The following is a 20954-nucleotide window of genomic DNA, read 5'->3' as shown; positions in this document are numbered from 1 at the left end:
TTCAGGTGATCTCCAGCTGACGAAGGCGGGTTTCGATCCGTTGCACGGCAAGGCTGGTCTGGCGTTGCAGGCCGCCGTTCCAACTGAGCAAGGGCGGGGCCTGACGACCGAGTTTCATCGGACTGGCACCGCGCACCAACAGCACCAGTGTGCAATCCAGGTCGGGGCCGAAATACAGCGCGCTGAGACTGGCCAGCGCCGGATGGGCTTCACCGTCCGGCAGAAACCGCGCCGCCTGCGCCGAGGTCAGCGGGCCGAGGGTCAGGCGGATGCCGGCGTGTTCATCCCAGACCCGAGTGCCGGCCACCGCGCTACGACCCAGTTGCAGGTTGCGCCCACCCGGTTGCAGGCGACTGCGACTGGCCGGCGGAATCTCCCGCCAGGCACCTTCATAGGCGCTGAGTTCTACCGGCAGTTCGAAGTGCTCGCGCACGATCGCGGCGAAACCGGCCAGGGAACGACGACCGTCGGCAAATAGCGCGCTGCACGCCAGTACCGCAGAGTCGGGTACGGCCTGGCGTTCCTGCAAGGCTTTGGGCAACAGCCCGGTCAGCGCCCGCAGTTGCGCCTGCACCGGCGATGCGCCGGGGGCTGTGAAGCCGACGGCGATCCGGTGTTTGCGCATCACCTTGTACAGCAGGCTGAGCAAGCGATGCTGGAACAGGTCGAGGAATTCGGCCGGGGCATAGTCCTTGGCCCGGGCCCGTTGTTGCAGCCATTCCTGATAGGCGTAGGGCAGGGGGCCGTCCGGCCCGCCGAGGCCAAACACTGGTGTCGTGAGCGTCGGTGGCTGGCCCGCGTCCAGGGTCAGACTTTCGATTTCGCTGGCGGAAAACAGCGGCGTCAACGGCCCGCGCAGGCGCAAGGCTTCCGCTTGAGGGGCGGTGCCGCTGCCCAGGGATTCGGCTTGCGGGTGTTCGCGTTCCAGCAGCAACAACGCCTGCAACAACTCGAACGCCTGCGGATCGCGCCGCAGCTTCTGACTCAGACTCAGAGGGACAGCGGCATGCCGGCTTGGGGTTGCCATGTCTTGACCTCCTTGTCTGACTGGACCAGAACCGTGCGCACGAAGCGATTGGCCGTGGCATAGAGTGAAAAGAACTGCGCCAGCACTGCGGAAAACAACACCGCGCTGCTGCCGACGAAATGCTGCGGATCGAGTTGCAGCCGGACCTCCAGCCCATTGCGCCAGCCGCGCCACGCGTCTTCACCAACATGGGCGATCACCCGTTCGCAGCCGAGGCTTAACAAGCCGTCGATTTGCCGCAAGGCGCTGGCCTCGTCACGCAGGTTGTGCAACTGGAGGATTTCCTTGAGGGCATCCAGCGCTTGCGGCCCCTCGACCAGTGACAAATGATTGAGGGTCAGTTGCGACACCAGCCGCCAACGGGATTCGCCATCCAGTCGCGGCAAACTCTGCGGGCTCGGCGGGTTACGCAAACGGGCCCAGGCCACCGGCCCCGGTCGTTCGAAACCCAGGGGGGTGCCGGCCGGCAGGCTCTGGGCCAGATGCCGGTTGGTGCACAGCAGTTCCCCGGTGAGGCTGTATTCGCTGGCCTCGGTCAGCGGATCGAGCCGGGTGTCCACCAGACTCACCATCAGGTCGGTGCCCAGACGATTCGGGGTCATGCCGCTGACCCGTCGCGTATGCCAATAGCATTGTTTGTCGCCGCCGATATGCTGACTGCCGTAATACGCTGGCACCCGTTGCACGCCCTGGCTTGAGCTGGCGCGCATGGCGCGGATGCTGTGGATCTCGACGCTGTTTTCCCGGTGACTGTCGGCGACCAGGCGATACTCGCTGCGGGTGCCGTCCGGGCGCAGTGGTTCCGAGGTTCGTGGAAACAGGTTGATCACCGGTGCGCAGCCCAGGGCGAAGTCGCTGGCCTGAAGGTGCAGGCGGTTGGCCGGGGCGCGGTCGAACACGATGTACAGGTACAGCGTCTGGCTGTCGATGGAGGCGCCGGCCAATGGAATGTCGAAGAAGTTGAATTTGTCCGGGAACGCAAAGTACTCGGCGAGCAGGCGCATGCCCGGATGCACGCCGTCCTCATCCGGCAACAGCACTTCGTCGCTGGCAAAACCGACGATTTGCGGTAACCCCGCCAGCATGACCGGCACGCTGCCGACCGGTCCGGCCAGCACCTTCACCGCGTGGGCGCCGAGCAGGTCATACAGGCAGGCGTTGATCACCGGTGAGGCGGCCAGGTGCACGCGCAATTGTTTGATGGCCAGCGTCGACCACTGGCTCTCACCCAGGCAACGCAGGCTCAGGCGCAGGGCCGAACGCGCCTGCGCCACACCGGTCAGGGCCTGTGCTTCATCGCTGCCCAGCAGCAGCGCTTCGTCGATTTCCACCGGCCACAATCGAACCGCAGCGCTGGTGCGAAAGTGGATGCTCTCGCCTTTGCTGGTGGTGACGAATAGCGGTGTATCGCGCGGCAACGGATAACCATCGTTCAGGTTGCCCTTGCTCGGATCCGGCTCGAACTGCACGATCGCGCAGGACGGCAGCGGCCGCATGGCCAACGGGTAAAGCTGTTCGAGCAAGGCGTCGCTGAACTCGGCGTAATCGTCATCGAGCCGCCGTTGCAAGCGTGCGGCGAGCAGGGCGAAACCTTCGAGCAGTCGTTCGACATGTGGGTCGGGGCATTCACCGGGGGACAGTTCCAGGCGTCTGGCGACCTTGGGATAACGCTCGGCAAAAATGCTCCCGGCGTGGCGCAGCCAGGTCAGTTCGCGTTGGTAGTAATCGAGCAGTTGCGGGTCAATCGAGTCGCTCATGACGCACCTCAAGACCATGGCTGGCCTTCTCGATGACAAAGGCCACGGGCCAGTGCTGCTGGCCGCTGCGTAACTCGCCCACCAGCCGAATGCTCAGTTGCTGCGGATGGCCGGGGACCGGATTGACCTGGACCTCGCCCAGTTGCAGGCGCGGTTCGAAATGGCTGATGGCCTCGCGCACTTCCCGCGCCAACTGACGACGGTCATCGCTGCGCTGCTGTTGCAAGGCCGTCCAGTCAGCGATGCCGTAGTCGAGAATGCTCGGCGGAGAGGTCAGCGGACGTGAGCCGCGTCGGGTGTTGAATAGGCGCAGCAACTCCGTGTGCACCGAGTCGAGCAGCCCCTGGCGATCGAACACCTGCACGGTGTCGACCTCGCTGGCGGCAAGGCGCTCGAACAACGGTGGGAGCATGCCGGTGCCTGCCATGGCCGACGCGTCCGCTTACTTGACGAGCTTGTTGGCGGCCATGTCCCAGGTCGAGGCGGCCGTGCCTTCCTTGGTGCCGTCGTCTTTCTGGGCGGTGAGCTCCCACTTGATCTTGGTGAAGTTCAGGGAAATGGTTTCCACCGGTTTGCCACCCGTACCACCACTGACGCTGACATTGGACAGCACCACGTTGGTCAGTGTGTAGATGATGAACGGCATCAGCTTACCGCTGCCTTCGGCGGCGTTACGGCCGATGGTGATCTTGGCTTCGGGGATCGGTTTGCCGGCGCAGCAATATTCGTTGAGGGAAGGCGTCGAGCTGTCGACGAACTTGGTCAGGGTGAACTCGCCGATGTGCGGCTTGCCGGAGGTGCGCTCCGAGTTGCTGACGTCATTGGTCACCTGCATGGCCACGTTGTGGCTGTAGGACATGACTTCGATCTTGTCCTTGTAACCCTCAAGCAAGCTATCGCCTTTGATGTCGCCGCCGAGGTCGAGAATGATTGCATCCATCGCATGAAACTCCTGAAGAAATTCAATTTAGACACGTGAACGGTTGCCGAACCCTTAACCTGTGGCGAGGGGGCTTGCCCCCGTTGGGCTGCGCAGCAGACCTAAAAGCAAGGGCCGCTGCGCGCCCCAACGGGGGCAAGCCCCCTCGCCACAGAGGTTTCACCGACTTTAGGCGGCTACCGGTGGCGGCAGGGTCGCGACCAGGCGGATCGACGCGGTCAGTTCCTCAAGCTGGAAGTGCGGCCGCAGGAACACCGTGGCCTTGTAGGCTCCGGGCTTGCCGGCGACCTCGGTCACATCCACCCGGGCTTCACGCAACGGGTACTGCGCCTTGATCTCTTGCGGCGCGTTGTCGTTGATCAGCACGTAGTCGGCGATCCAGTTGTTGAGGTAGGTCTGCACATTGTCGCGGGTCATGAAACTGCCGACTTTGTCGCGCATGATCACCTTCAGGTAGTGCGCGAAACGCGAGGCCGCGAGCACGTACGGCAGCATCGCCGAAATCCGCGCGTTGGCATTCGCCTCGTTGGTGTTGTAGACCTTGGACTTGTTGGTGGTCTGGCCGCCGAAGAACACCGCCACGTCGCTGTTTTTCTTGTGGCACAGGGCGATGAAGCCGAGGTCGTTGAGCTCTTTCTCGCGACGGTCGGTGATCGCCACTTCGGTCGGGCATTTGAGCGACAGGTCGCCGGAGGTTGTACGGAAGGTATGGGCCGGCAGGCCTTCCACCGCACCACCGCCTTCGGCACCGCGAATCGCCGCGCACCAGCCGTATTTGGCGAAGGCTTCGGTGATCCGTTGCGACAAGGCCCACGCGGCGTTGCCCCACAGGTATTTGCCGTGGTCGCTGCCGTTGACGTCTTCGACGTAGTTGATGCCTTCCACCGGCGACGTGTCAGGACCGTAAGGCAGGCGCAGCAGGAAGTGCGGCAGCACCAGCGATACGTAGCGCGAATCTTCGCTTTCACGGAACGAGCGCCACTTGATCAGCTCCTGGCTCTCGAACACTTTCGACAGATCCCGTGGCACGGCCAGTTCGGTGAAGCTGTTCATGTCGAACAACCGAGGGCTGGCGGCGGCAATGAATGGCGCATGGGCGGCCGCCGCGACGTTCGACAGTTTCTCCAGCAGGCCGATGTCCTGCGGGTGCCGGCCGAAGGTGTAGTCACCCACCAACAGGCTGAACGGGTGGCCGCCGAAGGTGCCGTATTCCTCTTCGTAGATCTTCTTGAACAGCGCACTCTGGTCGAACTCGACGGCTTTTTCCAGGTCGTTCTGCAGCTCTTTCTGGGTCACGTTGAGCAGGCGCAATTTCAGCCGGGAACTGGTCTCGGTGTTCTTAACCAACAAGTGCAGGCCGCGCCAGGAGGCTTCAAGTTTCTGCAGGTCCGGGTGGTGCAGCACTTCGTTCAGTTGAGCGCTGATCAGCTCGTCGATTTGGCTGATGCGGTCGTTGATCATCGCCACGGTGTCCTTGTCGACGGCCATGCCTTCATCGAGGACCTGAGTGGCGAATTCCGCGAGCATGTCGCGGGCGTAATCCTGTTGGCTGTCGTCATGGGCCATGCGGCCTTTGGCGATTATTTCATCGAGCAAGGACAAGGTCTCGCTTGCACTGTCACTGGCTTGGGTCTGGGCGGCGGATGAGGCGGGCATGGCAAAATTCTCCCTGGGTGGATGAGCGATCAGGCTTGCGGTTCAGCCGGTGCTTCGCTGTCGCCAGCAGGAGCGGGAGCGGCGGTGTCCGGACGAGCCGACTTGATCTCTTGCAGTCCCTCGGTGTTGGCAATGACGTCACGCAACAGCTTGTCCAGATCATCGTTGCCGTCGAGTTTGGTCAGCAGGTCGCGCAGACGCTGGCGAGCTTCGAACAGACGCCGCAGCGGCGTGACTTGCTCGACCACCTTGACCGGGTCGAAGTCATCGATGTGTTTGAAGTTGAGCTCGATGTTGAGCTTGCTGTCGTCGCCGCTGAGGGTGTTGTTGACCTGCAAAGTGGCGCGCGGGCCGATCGAGGCGAGGACTTCATTGAAGTTGTCGCGGTCGATTTCGGTGAAACGCCGTTCATTCAATTTCGGGAGTGGTTCGAGAGGCTTGCCGGAGAGGTCGGCAAGAATACCGACAACCAATGGCAATTCTTTCTTCTCGATCGCGTTGCCGATTTCGACGTCGTAGGTGATTTGCACCCGGGGTGGGCGAACCCTGTCTAGCTTGTGCTGAGTACTTTCTGCCATGGTGGCTGACTCCGATGCATGAGGCGGGTGCAATGCATCGGGAGGCCCGTTTCATCGCATTCCCTTACTGGACCGTAGGTTAGAAAGGGAGGGCAGAGGACCTGTCATTCCTTTGACGAACCTTCCGAATTCGTCGTGCCGACCGAACTACCCAAGACGCTAGAACAGGTCTATAAAAAAGCAAACGAAAAACGTTTTTGGACCGTGTCGAGAAAAGGAAAATTCATTTTGTACGCACGTCTCTTTTCTTTGGTTCTGCTCCTCTCACTCGCCGGGTGTTCGTTGTTCGGGCCTCGCGTCGATCTCGATAACCTGACGCTGGACGTCGCGCCCCGCGCCAACGACGACACCCCGATTGCGGTGGACTTCATTGCGGTGAACGACGCAGATCTGCTCAAGCAATTGTCGGGTATCACCGCCCGCCAGTGGTTCGCCGAGCGTGAGCAGTATCAGCGCGACTACCGACAGCTGATGACAGTCTGGGGACTGGAGCTGGTGCCGGGTCAATTCATCGACAAACAACCCTTTCCGCTGGGGGGGAAGCGGGCGGCTGGACTTTTAGTCTTCGCCAGCTATACCACTCCCGGAGCACACCGGTTGCGGCTGGACGATCAAAGCAACGCCTGGCTCAAGTTCGACAGTCGCGAGATGACACTGGTCAGCGACCACCCGAACTGAACACAGGATTGCTCCCACAAGGGCTGATGTTCAAGTCAGGCACCACAAGAGGTCGAAGGGAATCGTATGAGTCTGCTTCCTGACGCGGTTTGCTGGCATGAGGGCATGCAGTTGCTGCCCCAGCATTTTCAGTTGCAAGGGCTGCGGGCCGAGGCGTTGGTAGCGCATTTCGCCCAAGCATGTAATCCGTGGTTCTGGGGCGTGACCCGCGTTGAATTCGATCCCTCGGCACTGAGCGCCGGGCTGGTGCGCCTGCTCAATTTGCAGGCGACGTTGCCGGACGGTTTGCCGGTCAATTTGCAGGCCGGTGTCGGGCCGATGCTGGAGCTCGACGTCAGTGAAGCGATCGACGCCACGGACAACGCCACTGTCACCGTTTACCTGGCGGTCAGTCCGCTGTGGCGTGCCGGTCAGTTACTGCCGCTCAAGGGGCGATTGCAGTCTGTCGTCGGCGATGCGCTGCCGGATCTCACCAGCGGCGAGTACCCCGAATCGATCACGGTGTGGCGCCCGAATCCGCGTTTGTGCACGCAACTGAACAAGGCCGATTCGGTCTGCCTGCCGCTGCTGAGAATTCGCAAGGAAGGCGGCGGTTTTCTTGCGTTGCCTTACACACCACCGACGCCGTGCCTGTTGCCCGAGTCGGTGGTGGGCCGGCGCGTGGCGGGACTGTGTGCCAGGGCGCGGGAGAAATGCATGTTCCTCGCCGGTCGCTTGCGCCAGGCGCAGCAGGCCGGCAATCAGGATGATTCGATGGAAATCCGGCGTCAGTTGACCGCGCTGTGGGCGCGGTTGCCGGAAGTCGAAGGTCTGCTGAACAGTCGCGTGGCCACGCCGCAGGCGCTGTATGGCTCGCTGCTCGGGCTGACCGGCGCCTGGTCGGCGCTCGATCCATTGGCGGGTGTTCCGGCGTTCGCCCCGCTGGATTTTCTGGAGTTGCAGCGCGGCTATGAAACGGTGCTCGACTGGCTGGAAAAGACCCTCGAACTGATCCGCGCCGGCTATCGCAGCCTGGCGTTCGAGCGCAACGAACAATCCTTCTCGATTCAATTGCCCGACGACCAGCCGAGCCAACGGCTGGTCATCGGTTTGCGCATGCCCAATGGCGCCAGCGAGCAGGCCGCCAGCGAATGGTTGAGCGGCGCGATCATCGCCTCGCAGCCGCACATCCCGTTGCTCAGCCGCCAGCGCATGAGCGGTTTGTCCCATCAGGCCATGAGTCGCAATGAACAAGTGGCCTACGGCGTCGGTGACGATACGCGGTTGTTCGTGGTGACGGCCGAAGGCCAATGGTTCGACGGGCAGTTGCCGTTGCTGATTGCCGCACCGGCTTCCAGGCTGGCCAGCAGTCCATGGCAAGTGGTGTTGTTTGTGGCCCAGGCGAGTGAAAGTGCTTGATCGAGGAAGGAACGTCATATGTCTGAGGGGAATGCCGGGACAGGTACACGAGGCCTCAACGAAGCGCCGCTGAGCAGTGCTTTTCGCCAGGCCTGGCAGCAATGGTCCCAGGACTGGAGCCAGTTGCCCAAGGACAGCGAAGACGAAGCGCTGGTGGAAGCGGTGGTCGGACTCTCCACGCAAATCTCCCAGCGACTCTGGCGAACGGCTTTTGCCAAAGTCGGTGATGCCGCCACCGAACAAGTCAAAGCGCTGGTTTATGCCTTTGTCGCGCTGGTCGATGAAACCTTGCTGTTCACGCCGTGGCCGGGCCAGTCGGCCTGGCAGGATAAACCCCTGGAATCGCGGATGTACTCCAGTCGTCAGGCCGGCGAGCGGATACCGTTGGCGATCAAGGAACTGCTGGATGAGCAAATCCCTACCACTCGCGATCTGGCCAATGTCTATTTGCAGTGCCTGGTACTGGGCTTTCAGGGGCGTCTGCGGGGTGAACAGAATCAGGCCCAGCATGAAAAATGGCGCCTGGCGCTGTTCACCTTTGCCTGGCAGCACGAGGCGGATTATGCCGATGTCAGCGCCCGGCTCGAACAACCTTCGGCGGTGACGCCGCTGCAATTGCCGGTGCGTCTTTCGTTGCCCGATGGCTTTCGCCTGGGGTTGGGAATTCTTGCCGTGGTCCTGCTGCTGACCGGGTTGGGGCAGTTGTTCTGGCGTGACATTCGCCAGGAGCTCGAACCGGTCTTGCAACTGACCGATTCGGTGGCCACCTCGGAGCAAGACTCATGAGCACGCTGGGGATTATCGGCCTGATCATCGTCGTGCTGTTGGTGCTGGCGATTGTCGCCGTGGCGGTCTGGTGGTTGCGCACGCAAAGCGGCGCGGCGATCCGCAGTTTTTACCTGGCGGTGCGGCAGATGGAGCAGGAGCAGGGCACCCGGGATCGCTACCAGATTCCCTGGCTGCTGATGCTCGGCAACGAGACTCAGGGCACGCAGTTGTGCACCCAGTGGCGCTTGCAGCCCACCGACAAACCGGGCTGGTTCGGTCGCTGGTGGTCGGACCCCGAAGGTGCCGTATTGGTGGTGCCCCAGGCGCTGTTTTTGCCGGATGAAGGCATGCACCTGCAACGGGGTGGCTGGTGGCGCTTGCTGGGTTTGATCCTGCGCTTGCGCAGTCAGCGTCCGCTGGACGGCGTGATCTGGACGGTGCCGATCAGTCGGCTGGGCAATGCCGAGCAGGCGGCGGCCCTCGGCCTGGCGGCGCGTCGACGTTTTATCGATCTATTGCAGCGCTTCGGTTTGAGTCTGCCGGTGTACGTGGTCGTTACCGGCATGGAAGAGTTGCCGGGTTTTCAGGAGTTGATTAGCGCGCTGCCGGTCGAGGCTCGCGAACGTACGCTCGGCTGGTCCTCGCCCCACGGGGCCGATGCGGTGTGGCAGGCGCAATGGAGCGATCAGGCGCTGGATCAGGTCAACCGGGCCCTGGCGGAATCGATCATCGAAATCGGCGCCTTGTCCGGGCAATTGAGCGTCGATCTGTACGGCTTGCCGGAACGCTTCGAAGCCTTGCGGCGCAATCTGCAATCCTTGCTGGAACCGGTTTTCCAGGGTAATGCGCAAGGCGAAGCACCGCGTTTTCGCGGGGTTTATTTCACCGCCAACCAGCCCTCGGATGACAGCGCCGACGGGTTTTCGGCCTACGACATCGGCTTGCAGCAGAGCGCTTTCGCCCGGCAACTGTGGCAGCGGCGGGTGGTCGCCGAGCGCGGTCTGGCTCAGGTGGTGCCGCGTCTGTTACGCCTGCGTCAGCGCTGGCAGCGCGTGACCGGTGGGGTGGCGCTGGTGGTCGCGCTGCTCTGGGGCGCTGGCATGCTGTGGGTGTGGCAGGACTCGGAAAAGGATGCCCATGAGTTGTCGCGCCTGATGCAAGGGGCGCAGAAAAATTACGTGGCGGTCACGGATGAATCTCATCGGCTGGAGGCGACCCGGCGCAACGTCCAGGGTTTCTGGCGGGTGCTGGAGAAGGCGCAGCGCTGGCGCTTCACCTCGGTGGTGTTTCCGACCTCCTGGTTCTCCTCGCTGGATGCGCAGTTGGAGAACGAATTGCGCCTGACCGCACAAAGTCACTTGTTGTTGCCGCTGCGCGATCTGTTGAGCGCGGATCTGGCGCAACTCAAGACCATTCGCAACACCGAACGACGGGGCAACGTCGAAAGCGAAGACCCGGCCCAATGGCAAAACTACGTCAAGGCCACGGAGCTGGTCGAGCGTGCGGTGAGTCTGGAGCAGCAGAACCAGTGGTTCAGTCAGGCGCTGAACAACACCAAGGCGCCGCTCGAAGACCTGGTGTTGCTGAGCAACAACGCCCTGTCGCTGAACCTCAACGCTGGCACGTTGCACCGCGCCGGTTTTTACAACCGGGCGCTGCTGGATGTCGACAACAGTGAGTTGAAACCACTTGACCTGACCGTCGAGCGCGCGCAGATCGAGGAGAACTTCCTCGGGCTCATGGAGCGCTGGCTGGACCAGTATTTTCTCGCTGACAACTTTGTCCGTCAGGCCGGCTATCTACGTTTGCACCTGGAGCGGCTAGAGGTCGGCAGCGGCAATTCCCTCACCGAGCTGGAAGATCTGCGGGCGTTGATCGACGACCTGCAAGCGCTGGTCGGCTTGACCAACTCGGCGTGGAGCCGGGGCAAGGGACAGGATCTGGTGCCCGGTTACCGGGCGATGATGGACAAGGTGCGCCAAAGCACATTGCTTGGTCCGCAGGTCGAACAGCAACTGGATCAACAGGCGTCGAAGTTGCAGCAGAGCTTTCGTGACCAGTGGATCACCCAGGCCGGGGCCAGGGACAATTTGCTGATTCAGCAAGGCAGCGGGCAACTGGTCTTGCAGGAGCATGTGGTGCAGTTGAACAACGCGGTGCAGGCACTGTTCAAGCGTGATTTCGTCGCCATCGCCTTGCAGGCGGATCAGTCCGACGTCCCGGATGGACAGGGGCGCGGTGTTGATGGCGACGACCTCGACAGTGCGCTGAACTACTTCGCCAGTTACAAGAGTTATGCCGCCGAAGAGCTGCCGCGCATCCCCCCGGCGTATCGCGGCGCGTTGCTGCAAGCGGCCGAAGGCGCGGTGGTCAAGGCCATGTTGTCGAGCCTGCGCGAGCACAATGCGCAGGTCCAAAGTGGTGTCTTCAATGTGCAGGCCTCTCAGGCGATTGCCTTGCAAAAGGCTTTTGTCGAAGTGCGCCGCAGCGATCTGGCCACGCGTTTGCAAACCGCTTTGAACCGCCGCGCCCTGGCCGACATCGTCAGTGGCCTCGATGAAATCGTCGCCCAGCCGCTGTTCAGCGGGCGCACCGAAATCAGCCAGTGGGACGGCTCGAAAAACTTCGGCCTGCAACTGTATGGCGCCAATGACGTTCAGGATCTGAAACTGAGCCTCAAGCAGCAGTTCAATACCATGCTCGGCATCACCGAACGCCGCACTTCGGCGCTGGAATGGCTGAAAGTCCAGCAACAGAACCTCTCGGCGCTGGATTACGAACGGGTGACGCAGTTCAGTGCGCTCAACGATGAACTGCTCAAATACAAAGAACAGAACCCCGCCAGTTCGCCAGCGCAGATCGAGCAGTTGGTGAGCCGCGACTTCATCGAAATGGACGTCGCGTCCTGTGGCCAGATCCTGCAAACCGCCAACCTGTCCGGTGGGCGCGGAACGTTGGCATTGCGCGCCGTGGATCTGCAACAAACCGCCATGCAACGCTGCCAGTTCCTGCAACAGCAGCAGGCTGCGGCGGCCTGGAATGAGTTGGCCAATTATTTCAACCAGTACCTGGCAGAGCGCTTTCCGTTTGCCAATGGCTTGCAGGCCAGCGACGCCGACCCGGCCCGGGTCCAGCATTTGCTGGAGCTGATCGACAAGCGTTTGCCGGTGGCGCAGGCCGGATTGGCTCTGAGCCAGACCCCGGAACGCCTGGCCGCCGAGGACTTTCTCAATCGTCTGAAGCAAGCCAGCACCTGGCTGGGGCCGATGTTCGTGCGCGACAAGAGCGGCGTGCTGGGGGTGGAGATGGATGTGCGCTGGCGCACCGATCGGGAGGAAGAGCGCGGTGCCGACCAGGTGATTGCCTGGGGCTTGAATGCCGGGAATCAACAAATCAGCTATCCCGGCGAGGCTCAGCAGAACCTGCGCTGGATGGTCGGCCAACCAGTCCGGCTGACCTTGCGTTGGGCCAGAAATGGCTATCAGCGTCCGGCCAACGATCCGTTACAGCCGAGCCTGGTGGTGCGTGATCTGGAAGCGGGTTGGGAGTACAGCGGTCCATGGTCGCTGTTGCGCTTGATGCGTTCGCACGTGTCGGTGCAGCGCCAGCCGAACCTGGACTACACGGATTTTCCGTTGACCTTGCGCCTGCCCGTGACCACGCAGGCCAGCGCAGCGGAGCAAACCCTGATGTTTGTGCGCCTGTCGTTGATGACCCAGGGCTCGAAATTGCCGTTGTCCATTCAGCCCTTGCCGACCCGGGCTCCGCGTTCACCGTTCCTGGTGACGCGCTCGACCGCGGCGATTGAATCCCATGAGGAGGAGGGCCTGTGAATCAACCATCAACACCGTTGCCGGAACTGATTACGCAACTGCTCGAACCGATCAGCAAGGAGGCGCCTTGTGGTCAGGATTTGCGTTATGAACCCGAGTTCGACCGGTTGCGCGAACTGCGCCGCGAGGATGACACCAGTTTGCCGACAGGGGTGTGGCAGTCGTCGATCAAGCGCGCCCAGTGGCCGGAGCTGGAAAAACTGGCCACGAGCCTGCTGCTCGAGCGCAGCAAGGATTTGATGCTCAGCGCCTGGCTGGGGGAGGCCTGGCTGCATCAGGACGGGCTCGATGGGTTGCCGGGCAGCCTGGCGCTGGTGGCCGGGTTGTGCGAACGCTATCCCGAACACCTGCACCCACAGGCTGAGGATGGCGACCTGTCGTGGCGAGTGATACCGCTGGAATGGTTGGCTCGACGCTACGCTGAAGTGTTGCTGACCCGAGTGCCGTTGTTCGAACCGCACAACCACGAATTCGACGGTTTCTGTCTGGACGCCTGGCGCCGGTTGCAGTTGCAACAGGTGCAGGGCAGCGACAGTAAAGCGGCCAAGACCTCGGCCGAGAACGCGCGCAACGAACAGAAAAAAATCACCGAACAGATTCGTGCCACACCGTTGTCATTCTGGTTGCGCAGCCAGGGCAGCCTGCTGCTCAGTCAGCAGCACTTGCAGCGCCTGGAGGTGTGGAGCGACGCTTTTCTCGGGAATCAGGCCCCAGGCTTCAAGGCGCTGCAGGACGTGATCGACGCGTTGTTGACCCTGGTTCAGGAGTTTATCGCCATGCATCCACGAAAACCGACCCCGGCGCCTCCGGTCGAAACGCCAGTGGTGGCTGCATCGAGCCCCAGCCCGACCGCCGCGCCTGAAGTCCTTGCAGTGCCCCAGGTGTTCAGCGAACCGGCGAATCGTGAAGAGGCGTACCGGCAATTGCTGCTGATCGCCGAGTACCTGGCGCGCACCGAACCCCACAGCCCGGTGCCCTATCTGATCAAGCGGGGTGTGGAGTGGGGCAACAAGCCCCTGAGCGAGCTGCTGGGCGAACTGATCAGCGCCGATGCCGAATCCCGACGACTCTGGACACTGTTGGGCGTTCTTTAGTGATTGAGCCGGGTGGTTGTCGACGGTGGCGGTAACGCAATGGGCGTCAGTACCGGTTGACCGGAAAAAAACGCCGTCAGGTTTTTGCCGGCCAGTTCGACGGTGCCTTGGGTGGCCTCCGGGGACAATCCGGCGACATGCGGAGTCAGAATCACGTTGGCCAACCCCTTGAGGGCGTCCGGTACCTGGGGTTCGTGGTCGAAGACATCCAGCGCGGCACCGGCGATCCGCCGCTGTTCGAGCGCGGTGATCAGGTCCGCCGTGACGACCACGCTGGCTCGGGCGATGTTGACGAGGAATCCGTTGGGCCCCAGGGCGTCGAGCACTTGCCGGTTGATCAGGTGTTGGGTGCCGATCCCGCCCGGGGTGGCAACTATCAGAAAGTCTGATTGGCGTGCCAGCTCGGTAGGCGTCGAGCAATAGCTGTACGGCACATCGCTGCGATGCTGGCGGTTGTGGTAACTCACTCTCATATCGAAGCCGTTGGCGGCACGTTTGGCGATAGCGAGGCCAACGGCACCGAGGCCGAGGATGCCTATGTGTTTGCCGGCCAGCGAAGGACGCATGATCTTCGGCCACTCGCCCCGACGGACGGCAGCATCTGCCCGAGGGATGTCACGAACCAGTGCCAGCAGCAACGCCATGGCGTGATCGGCAACGGAGGAGGCATTGACGCCGGCGCCGTTGGTGACAGTGATGCCCCGGTTGACGGCGGCCTGCAGGTCAACGTGTTCGTAACCGGCGCCGATCACGCAGATGATCTTGAGGTTGGGCAGGGCGGCGATTTCATTGGCATACAGACCTAACGGGCCACGCGTCAGCACCGCATCGATCTGGCTGCCCTGCCGGGCAATGGCGGCAGCGCGCTCGGCCGGGGTTGGGGCCAGGATCAAATGAAACCCCTGATGTTCGAGAATCGGCAGGTATTCATTGATGGTTTCAACCAGTACCAGAACGGTTGCGGTCATGCTGGGCTCCTGTGGGCAGCGGAGTGTGGGGCTCGAACGTCGCGTCAGATTGCTGACTCCAGAGCAGATTGGCAATGGCCCGAGATCATAGGCTATTGGTTGGCAAGCACCTGTGCAGGCGTTGGCGATACCGGCGAGCTTCTTAGTTACAACACTAGATCAGTGCGCGGCAGGTGGAGAGGATTTGTCCGCGATGAAATTGCCGCAGCAGCTGTCGAGCCTGCGTTCGGCTGCGCAGCAGTCGTAAAGTCAGGCGCTGCGGTTCGTCAGGCACACCGTACATTAGGGTTTACTGAAGCGTGTCAGAAAACGACACATCGCATACCCGCTGCCGACAATTATTTTTCTAAAAGCGACAGGCCTTTGATCTGCTCCGCACAACCATTGCTCAGCTAAGCCTTTGCTTCTGCTCGTTTATCGCGGAGAATCCCGCCCCTGTTTCGGCCGGAGCATGTCTGTCGGTTTTTTCCGACGCGTCCTGACCGAGTGGCAAGTGACCGGAAAGCGGAGATCCGACCGGATGAATGATCAGGCCAATAGCGTCGACGAACGCTATGTAGCGGCGACACCAGCGAGCCTCGAAAGCTGGAATCGCCATGACACCACCTGGATGCTGGGCCTGTTTGGCACGGCAATCGGGGCCGGTACCCTGTTTTTACCCATCAACGCGGGGCTGGGCGGCTTTTGGCCGTTGCTGATCCTGGCATTGCTGGCGTTCCCCATGACGTTTTACGCGCACCGTGGCCTGACCCGCTTTGTGCTGTCCGGTCGTGAAGGTGCAGACATCACCGAAGTGGTGGAAGAACATTTCGGCATTAAGGCCGGTGCGCTGATCACCTTGTTGTATTTCTTCGCGATCTTCCCGATCCTGCTGATCTACAGCGTGGCCCTGACCAACACCGTGGGCAGTTTCCTCGAACATCAGCTGCACATCATGCCGCCACCGCGCGCCGTGCTGTCGTTCGTGCTGATTCTCGGCCTGCTGGCGGTGGTGCGTTGCGGTGAGCAGGTGATCGTCAAGGCCATGAGCCTGATGGTGTATCCGTTCATCGTCGCGCTGCTGTTCCTGGCGGTGTTCCTGATTCCTCACTGGAATGGCGGCATCCTCAGCACCGCGTCCACGCTGCCTGAGTCGTCGGCGCTGCTGCACACCCTGTGGCTGGCGATTCCGGTGATGGTGTTCTCGTTCAACCATTCGCCGATCATTTCGGCGTTCGCGGTGGACCAGAAACGTCGCTACGGCACGCATGCCCAAGAGCGCAGTTCGCAGATCCTGTCCCGCGCCCACCTCTTGATGGTGGTGATGGTGCTGTTCTTCGTCTTCAGCTGCGTGTTGACCCTGTCGCCGGCGCAACTGGCGGAAGCCAAGGCACAGAACCTGTCGATCCTGTCGTACCTGGCCAACCACTTCAGCAACCCGACCATCGCCTTCGCGGCGCCGTTGATTGCCTTCGTGGCCATTTCCAAGTCATTCCTGGGCCACTACATCGGCGCAAGCGAAGGCTTGAAGGGCTTGATCGTCAAGAGCGGCAAACGCCCGGCGCCGAAGACCCTGGACCGCATGACCGCAGCGTTCATGCTGGTGGTCTGCTGGGTCGTCGCGACCCTGAACCCGAGCATTCTCGGCATGATCGAAACCCTCGGTGGCCCGGTCATCGCGGCGATTCTGTTCCTGATGCCGATGTACGCGATCCGCAAAGTACCGGCGATGGCGCGTTACCGTGGCCAAGCCTCCAACGTCTTCGTGACGCTGGTGGGCCTGGTGGCCATTTCGGCGTTGATCTACTCGCTCAGCGCCTGAAACAGCGGGCGATCAATCGGAGCTGCCCCGGTTGATCGCTCCCTTCGAATGCCCGGCCAGACGACCTTTGGTTCGCTGGCGGCAATGCTCGATAGCCGCAACGGCTTTTTCGCAGGCCTTGCACAGCGTGGCCGGCGCAGAAGCTTGCTGCGGTGCGAACCACTCGGGGCAGAAGCTGATCACGCCGTCCGGCGAATGCATCCATTGGCTCATAACGTGCTGAACCGTCCCGCTCAGGCCCTTTCTGGCGCGCAAGGCGTTAAGTGATGGCGCACAGAGCTGGTCCAGCGCCAGCCGATGGACCTCGCGCAAGAACGGTGAAATCTGTACCGAAAGGTAGGCAATGCCGAACGTCTCCTGGGCCACACGTGCGCCCAACGCCCAAAACGAGCCCACCACCACGATATCCTCATGGCGCCGCGCTGCGATGTAGTCATAGGTCGGTTCGAGCAGGTGCGAGACTGCGTTCCACTGCTCTGCCAAAGCGCTTTTCGAGTCTCGCGGGCGGGGCGTGTCGTCGCAGGTTTGCTGGCCTAACGGCTCGAATTCCAGCCCGTACTGTTCGGCGGTGGCTTTGAACGCCGGCAGGCTGCACAAGGTCGCGCGATGACCGCGCAGGTTCAGCGCATTGGCCAGGCCAATGAAGGGGAAAACGTCACCGGGCGAACCGATGGCGATCAGGATGACCCGCATGACTCCTCCTTGAGATAAGGCCCGTGGGGCCTCGTGGCACGCCGTCCTGGTGCCGACATCAGGCAAAGATAGCTGGGTAATCGGCGTCAGGCATAAAAAAACGCCGCTCATCTCACGATGGGCGGCGTTTTTTATGGCTTTGTAGCGTTAGGCTTGAACGACCGGGATGTTGGCGTTCGCAGCAGCTTCACGGAACTCGGCGATCTGGTCGAAGGACAGGTAGCGGTAAACGTCGGCCGCCATGCTGTCGATCTTGCCAGCGTATTCCATGTACTCCTCGACGGTCGGCAGGCGACCCAGGATGGACGCAACGGACGCCAGCTCGGCCGAAGCCAGGTAGACGTTCGCGCCGTCACCCAGACGGTTCGGGAAGTTACGGGTCGACGTCGACACCACGGTGGAGTTCGGCTCTACACGTGCCTGGTTACCCATGCACAGCGAGCAGCCCGGCATTTCCATGCGTGCGCCGGCCTTGCCGTAGATGCCGTAGTAGCCTTCTTCGGTCAGCTGGTGAGCGTCCATTTTGGTCGGCGGCGACAGCCACAGACGGGTTGGCAGCTGACCTTTGACCTGTTCCAGCAACTTGCCGGCAGCGCGGAAGTGACCGATGTTGGTCATGCACGAACCGATGAACACTTCGTCGATCTTCTCGCCAGCAACGCTGGAGAGCAGACGGGCGTCGTCCGGATCGTTCGGTGCGCAGAGCACAGGCTCATTGATGTCCGCCAGATCGATTTCGATGACTTCGGCGTATTCGGCGTCGGCATCGGCTTCCATCAGTTGCGGGTTGGCGATCCAGGCTTCCATCGCTTGAGCGCGACGCTCCAGGGTACGTGCATCGCCGTAGCCTTCGCCGATCATCCAGCGCAGCAGGGTGATGTTGGACTGCAGGTACTCGGTGATCGACTCTTTCGACAGCTTGATGGTGCAACCGGCAGCCGAACGTTCGGCCGATGCGTCGGACAGCTCGAAAGCCTGTTCCAGCGTCAGGCCTTCCAGGCCTTCGATTTCCAGGATGCGGCCGGAGAAGGCGTTTTTCTTGCCTTTCTTCTCGACGGTCAGCAAGCCATTCTGGATGGCGAAGTAAGGAATGGCATGAACCAGGTCACGCAGGGTGATGCCAGGTTTCATTTTGCCTTTGAAGCGCACCAGGATCGATTCCGGCATGTCCAGCGGCATGACGCCGGTGGCTGCGGCGAACGCGACCAGACCGGAACCGGCCGGGAACGAGATGCCCATCGGGAAACGGGTGTGCGAGTCGCCACCGGTACCCACGGTGTCTGGCAGCAGCATGCGGTTCAGCCACGAGTGGATGATGCCGTCGCCCGGACGCAGGGAAACGCCGCCGCGGGTCATGATGAAGTCAGGCAGGGTGTGGTGGGTGGTCACGTCGATCGGCTTTGGATAAGCCGCGGTGTGGCAGAAGGACTGCATCACCAGATCAGCGGAGAAGCCCAGGCACGCCAGGTCCTTCAGTTCGTCACGGGTCATTGGACCGGTGGTGTCCTGGGAACCCACGGTGGTCATCTTCGGTTCGCAGTAGGTGCCAGGACGAACGCCTTTGCCTTCTGCCAGGCCGCAAGCCTTGCCGACCATTTTCTGCGCCAGGGTGAAGCCCTTGGTGCTTTCGGCCGGTGCTTCAGGCTTCTTGAACAGGTCGAACGGTGGCAGACCCAGTTCGGCGCGAGCCTTCTCGGTCAGGCCACGGCCGATGATCAGCGGAATACGGCCGCCGGCGCGGACTTCGTCCAGCAGAACCGGGGTCTTCATTTCGAAGGTGGTCAGGACTTCGTCGCTGTTGTGCTTGGTGACTTTGCCAGCATGCGGGTACAGGTCGATCACATCGCCCATGTTCATGTTGGAAACGTCGAACTCGATTGGCAGTGCGCCGGCATCTTCCATGGTGTTGTAGAAGATCGGAGCGATTTTGCTGCCGAAGCAGAAACCGCCAGCGCGCTTGTTAGGCACGTAAGGAATGTCGTCGCCGAAGAACCACAGTACCGAGTTGGTAGCGGATTTACGCGAGGAACCGGTACCGACCACGTCACCGACGTAGGCGATAGGGAAGCCCTGGCCGCGCATTTCTTCGATCTGCTTCATCGGGCCGGTCTTGCCTTGCTCGTCCGGAACGATGCCGTCACGGGCCATTTTCAGCATGGCCAGGGCGTGCAGCGGGATGTCTGGACGCGACCAGGCGTCTGGAGCAGGGGACAGGTCGTCGGTGTTGGTTTCGCCGGTCACCTTGAAGACGCGCAGGCTGATCTTGTCGGCCAGCACCGGGCGCTTCTTGAACCACTCGCCGTCAGCCCAGGACTGCAGCACGGCTTTGGCGTGAACGTTGCCGTTCTTGGCTTTTTCAGCCACGTCGTGGAAGGCATCGAACATCAGCAGGGTGTGCTTGAGTTCTTCGGCAGCCACTGGCGCCAGTTCGGCGTCGTCCAGCAGGTTTACCAGGGTCACGATGTTGTAGCCGCCCTGCATGGTGCCGAGCAGTTCAACAGCGCGCTTCTTGTCGATCAGAGGGGATTTGGCTTCGCCCTTGGCGAGGGCAGACAGGAAACCGGCCTTTACATAGGCGGCTTCGTCCACTCCTGGCGGAACGCGATTGGTGATCAGGTCAACGAGGAAAGCTTCTTCGCCAGCCGGGGGATTCTTCAGCAGCTCGACCAGGCCTGCAGTTTGTTCGGCGTTAAGCGGCTGGGGAACGATACCCAGTGCTGCGCGCTCTTCGATATGTTTGCGGTAGGCTTCAAGCACAGTTATTACCCTCATCAGTGGTCCCAAATGGGTGTCCGGGACGCTCATCCCGAAATTACCGTACTCATGCGCTGCGTGGCGTTGTGGGCCGCTTAGCCAGAATTACCGGCAATTCCTTACAGAAGCTGCTTTCAAAGTTTTACGCCTGCAGAACGGGGAGCTGATGAGGGTTGGCGTTGGGCTTTTCCCCGCTGGAAAAACCCTTCGCCAACACCGCTCTGAAGGAACGACTGTGCTCGTGACGCTTTGAAAACAGCTTCTTAACGGACATTGGCGCCTTAAAAGGCTGGCTGATTCTACGGCAAAAAAAATTTAAAGGTAAGTTAGCCCCCGAATTTTGAGGGGTGATGAATGTTAGACAAAGGGCTAACATGCCGACCTGTTCTGCTTTCCCGTGTTTTGTCTACCTATGCCCAATCAGACCATCAAGACCCCCTGCGTCGGCCTCTGCTCCACTGTTTACGGTGATTTGGTGTGCCGTGGCTGCAAGCGTTTCCATCACGAAGTGATCCACTGGAACGGTTACAACGAGGAAGAAAAACGCGCGGTGTGGTTGCGGCTTGAGCAGCTGTTGTCGCAGGTGATGGCTGCCAAGGTAGAAATTTTCGATCCCGCGCTGCTGAGAATGCAGCTGGAACAGCGCAAGATCCGCTTTGTGCCGCATCAGTCGGAGTATTGCTGGGCTTATCAGTTGATCGCCCGGGGCGCGCGGGTCATCAATAATCTGGAAGCCTACGGAATGGTGCTGCTGCCGGAGTTCCGCGACTGGAACCTGCCGGAATTGCGCGATGCCATTGATCGGGAATTTTTCCTGCTCTCGGAAGCGCATTACCAGCGCTACATTGCGCCGGGGTTCCTAAAAGACGCCTTCGGCGGCTGATTGCTTAACCTGTGGCGAGGGAGCTTGCTCCCGTTCGGCTGCGCAGCAGTCGTCAATCGGCCAATGATTTTTGTCTGACACACTGCGCCGACCGACTTGGGGTCGCTTCGCAACCCAACGGGAGCA

16 protein-coding genes are annotated in these 20954 nt (G+C 61.4%); 7 read left to right on the top strand and 9 right to left on the bottom strand.

From position 1 onward, the window contains the following. Position 1 precedes the first annotated feature (1 nt). The 6 genes from tssG to tssB form a co-directional block, all read right to left on the bottom strand. Positions 2-1027 (bottom strand): type VI secretion system baseplate subunit TssG, encoded by a 1026-nt coding sequence (tssG, locus tag PGR6_RS16040; protein ID WP_064618260.1) that lies wholly within the window; start codon positions 1025-1027, stop codon positions 2-4. Then, on the bottom strand, positions 991-2784 hold the full coding sequence (tssF, locus tag PGR6_RS16035; protein WP_064618256.1) for a type VI secretion system baseplate subunit TssF: 1794 nt from the start codon (positions 2782-2784) through the stop codon (positions 991-993). The genes tssG and tssF overlap by 37 nt, the downstream gene beginning before the upstream one ends. Then, on the bottom strand, positions 2768-3211 hold the full coding sequence (gene tssE, locus PGR6_RS16030; RefSeq protein ID WP_019648923.1) for a type VI secretion system baseplate subunit TssE: 444 nt from the start codon (positions 3209-3211) through the stop codon (positions 2768-2770). The genes tssF and tssE overlap by 17 nt, the downstream gene beginning before the upstream one ends. 15 nt (positions 3212-3226) lie before the next feature. Further along, complete coding sequence (locus tag PGR6_RS16025) at positions 3227-3724, bottom strand: Hcp family type VI secretion system effector (protein WP_018929664.1); 498 nt, start codon at positions 3722-3724, stop codon at positions 3227-3229. Positions 3725-3892: 168 nt separating this feature from the next. Further along, positions 3893-5380: a type VI secretion system contractile sheath large subunit gene (gene tssC / locus PGR6_RS16020; RefSeq protein ID WP_019648924.1), complete on the bottom strand. Its 1488-nt coding sequence runs from the start codon at positions 5378-5380 to the stop codon at positions 3893-3895. Positions 5381-5409: 29 nt separating this feature from the next. After that, positions 5410-5958, bottom strand: a complete 549-nt coding sequence (gene tssB, locus PGR6_RS16015) for a type VI secretion system contractile sheath small subunit (protein WP_026331704.1) — start codon at positions 5956-5958, stop codon at positions 5410-5412. Between the two features lie 228 nt (positions 5959-6186). Between tssB and PGR6_RS16010 the strand changes: the two genes are divergently transcribed. From PGR6_RS16010 to tssA, 5 genes are all read left to right on the top strand, one after another. After that, positions 6187-6636 carry a hypothetical protein gene (locus tag PGR6_RS16010; RefSeq protein ID WP_007937709.1) on the top strand — a complete coding sequence of 150 codons (450 nt, stop codon included), beginning with the start codon at positions 6187-6189 and terminating at the stop codon, positions 6634-6636. A 66-nt stretch (positions 6637-6702) separates the two neighbouring features. Beyond that, positions 6703-8034 carry a type VI secretion system baseplate subunit TssK gene (tssK, locus tag PGR6_RS16005; protein ID WP_064618253.1) on the top strand — a complete coding sequence of 444 codons (1332 nt, stop codon included), beginning with the start codon at positions 6703-6705 and terminating at the stop codon, positions 8032-8034. Between the two features lie 18 nt (positions 8035-8052). Beyond that, on the top strand, positions 8053-8820 hold the full coding sequence (locus PGR6_RS16000) for a DotU family type IV/VI secretion system protein (protein ID WP_064618252.1): 768 nt from the start codon (positions 8053-8055) through the stop codon (positions 8818-8820). After that, positions 8817-12635: a type VI secretion system protein gene (locus PGR6_RS15995; protein ID WP_064618250.1), complete on the top strand. Its 3819-nt coding sequence runs from the start codon at positions 8817-8819 to the stop codon at positions 12633-12635. Before PGR6_RS16000 ends, PGR6_RS15995 begins: the two co-directional genes overlap by 4 nt. Further along, positions 12632-13729, top strand: coding sequence for a type VI secretion system protein TssA (gene tssA, locus PGR6_RS15990; RefSeq protein ID WP_064618248.1), 1098 nt, complete (start codon positions 12632-12634; stop codon positions 13727-13729). Before PGR6_RS15995 ends, tssA begins: the two co-directional genes overlap by 4 nt. Here tssA and PGR6_RS15985 read toward each other — a convergent pair. Continuing rightward, positions 13726-14697 carry a 2-hydroxyacid dehydrogenase gene (locus tag PGR6_RS15985; RefSeq protein ID WP_018929656.1) on the bottom strand — a complete coding sequence of 324 codons (972 nt, stop codon included), beginning with the start codon at positions 14695-14697 and terminating at the stop codon, positions 13726-13728. The two genes, tssA and PGR6_RS15985, sit on opposite strands and share 4 nt — an antisense overlap. Before the next feature lie 520 nt (positions 14698-15217). Here PGR6_RS15985 and PGR6_RS15980 point away from each other — a divergent pair. Beyond that, positions 15218-16498: a serine/threonine transporter gene (locus PGR6_RS15980; protein ID WP_064618247.1), complete on the top strand. Its 1281-nt coding sequence runs from the start codon at positions 15218-15220 to the stop codon at positions 16496-16498. Between the two features lie 12 nt (positions 16499-16510). Here PGR6_RS15980 and PGR6_RS15975 read toward each other — a convergent pair whose 3' ends face one another. Together PGR6_RS15975 and acnB are read right to left on the bottom strand one after the other, a co-directional pair. Then, positions 16511-17191, bottom strand: a complete 681-nt coding sequence (locus tag PGR6_RS15975) for a glycosyltransferase (RefSeq protein ID WP_064618246.1) — start codon at positions 17189-17191, stop codon at positions 16511-16513. 147 nt (positions 17192-17338) lie between these two features. Next, positions 17339-19948, bottom strand: coding sequence for a bifunctional aconitate hydratase 2/2-methylisocitrate dehydratase (gene acnB / locus PGR6_RS15970; protein ID WP_018929654.1), 2610 nt, complete (start codon positions 19946-19948; stop codon positions 17339-17341). Positions 19949-20357: 409 nt separating this feature from the next. On the opposite strand from acnB, the gene PGR6_RS15965 reads away from it, so the two are divergent. Next, complete coding sequence (locus tag PGR6_RS15965) at positions 20358-20828, top strand: DUF1289 domain-containing protein (RefSeq protein ID WP_007937731.1); 471 nt, start codon at positions 20358-20360, stop codon at positions 20826-20828. Positions 20829-20954: the final 126 nt, after the last annotated feature.

The organism is Pseudomonas sp. GR 6-02 (assembly GCF_001655615.1).
Classification (GTDB): domain Bacteria; phylum Pseudomonadota; class Gammaproteobacteria; order Pseudomonadales; family Pseudomonadaceae; genus Aquipseudomonas.
This window is presented reverse-complemented; position numbering and strand designations above follow the sequence as displayed.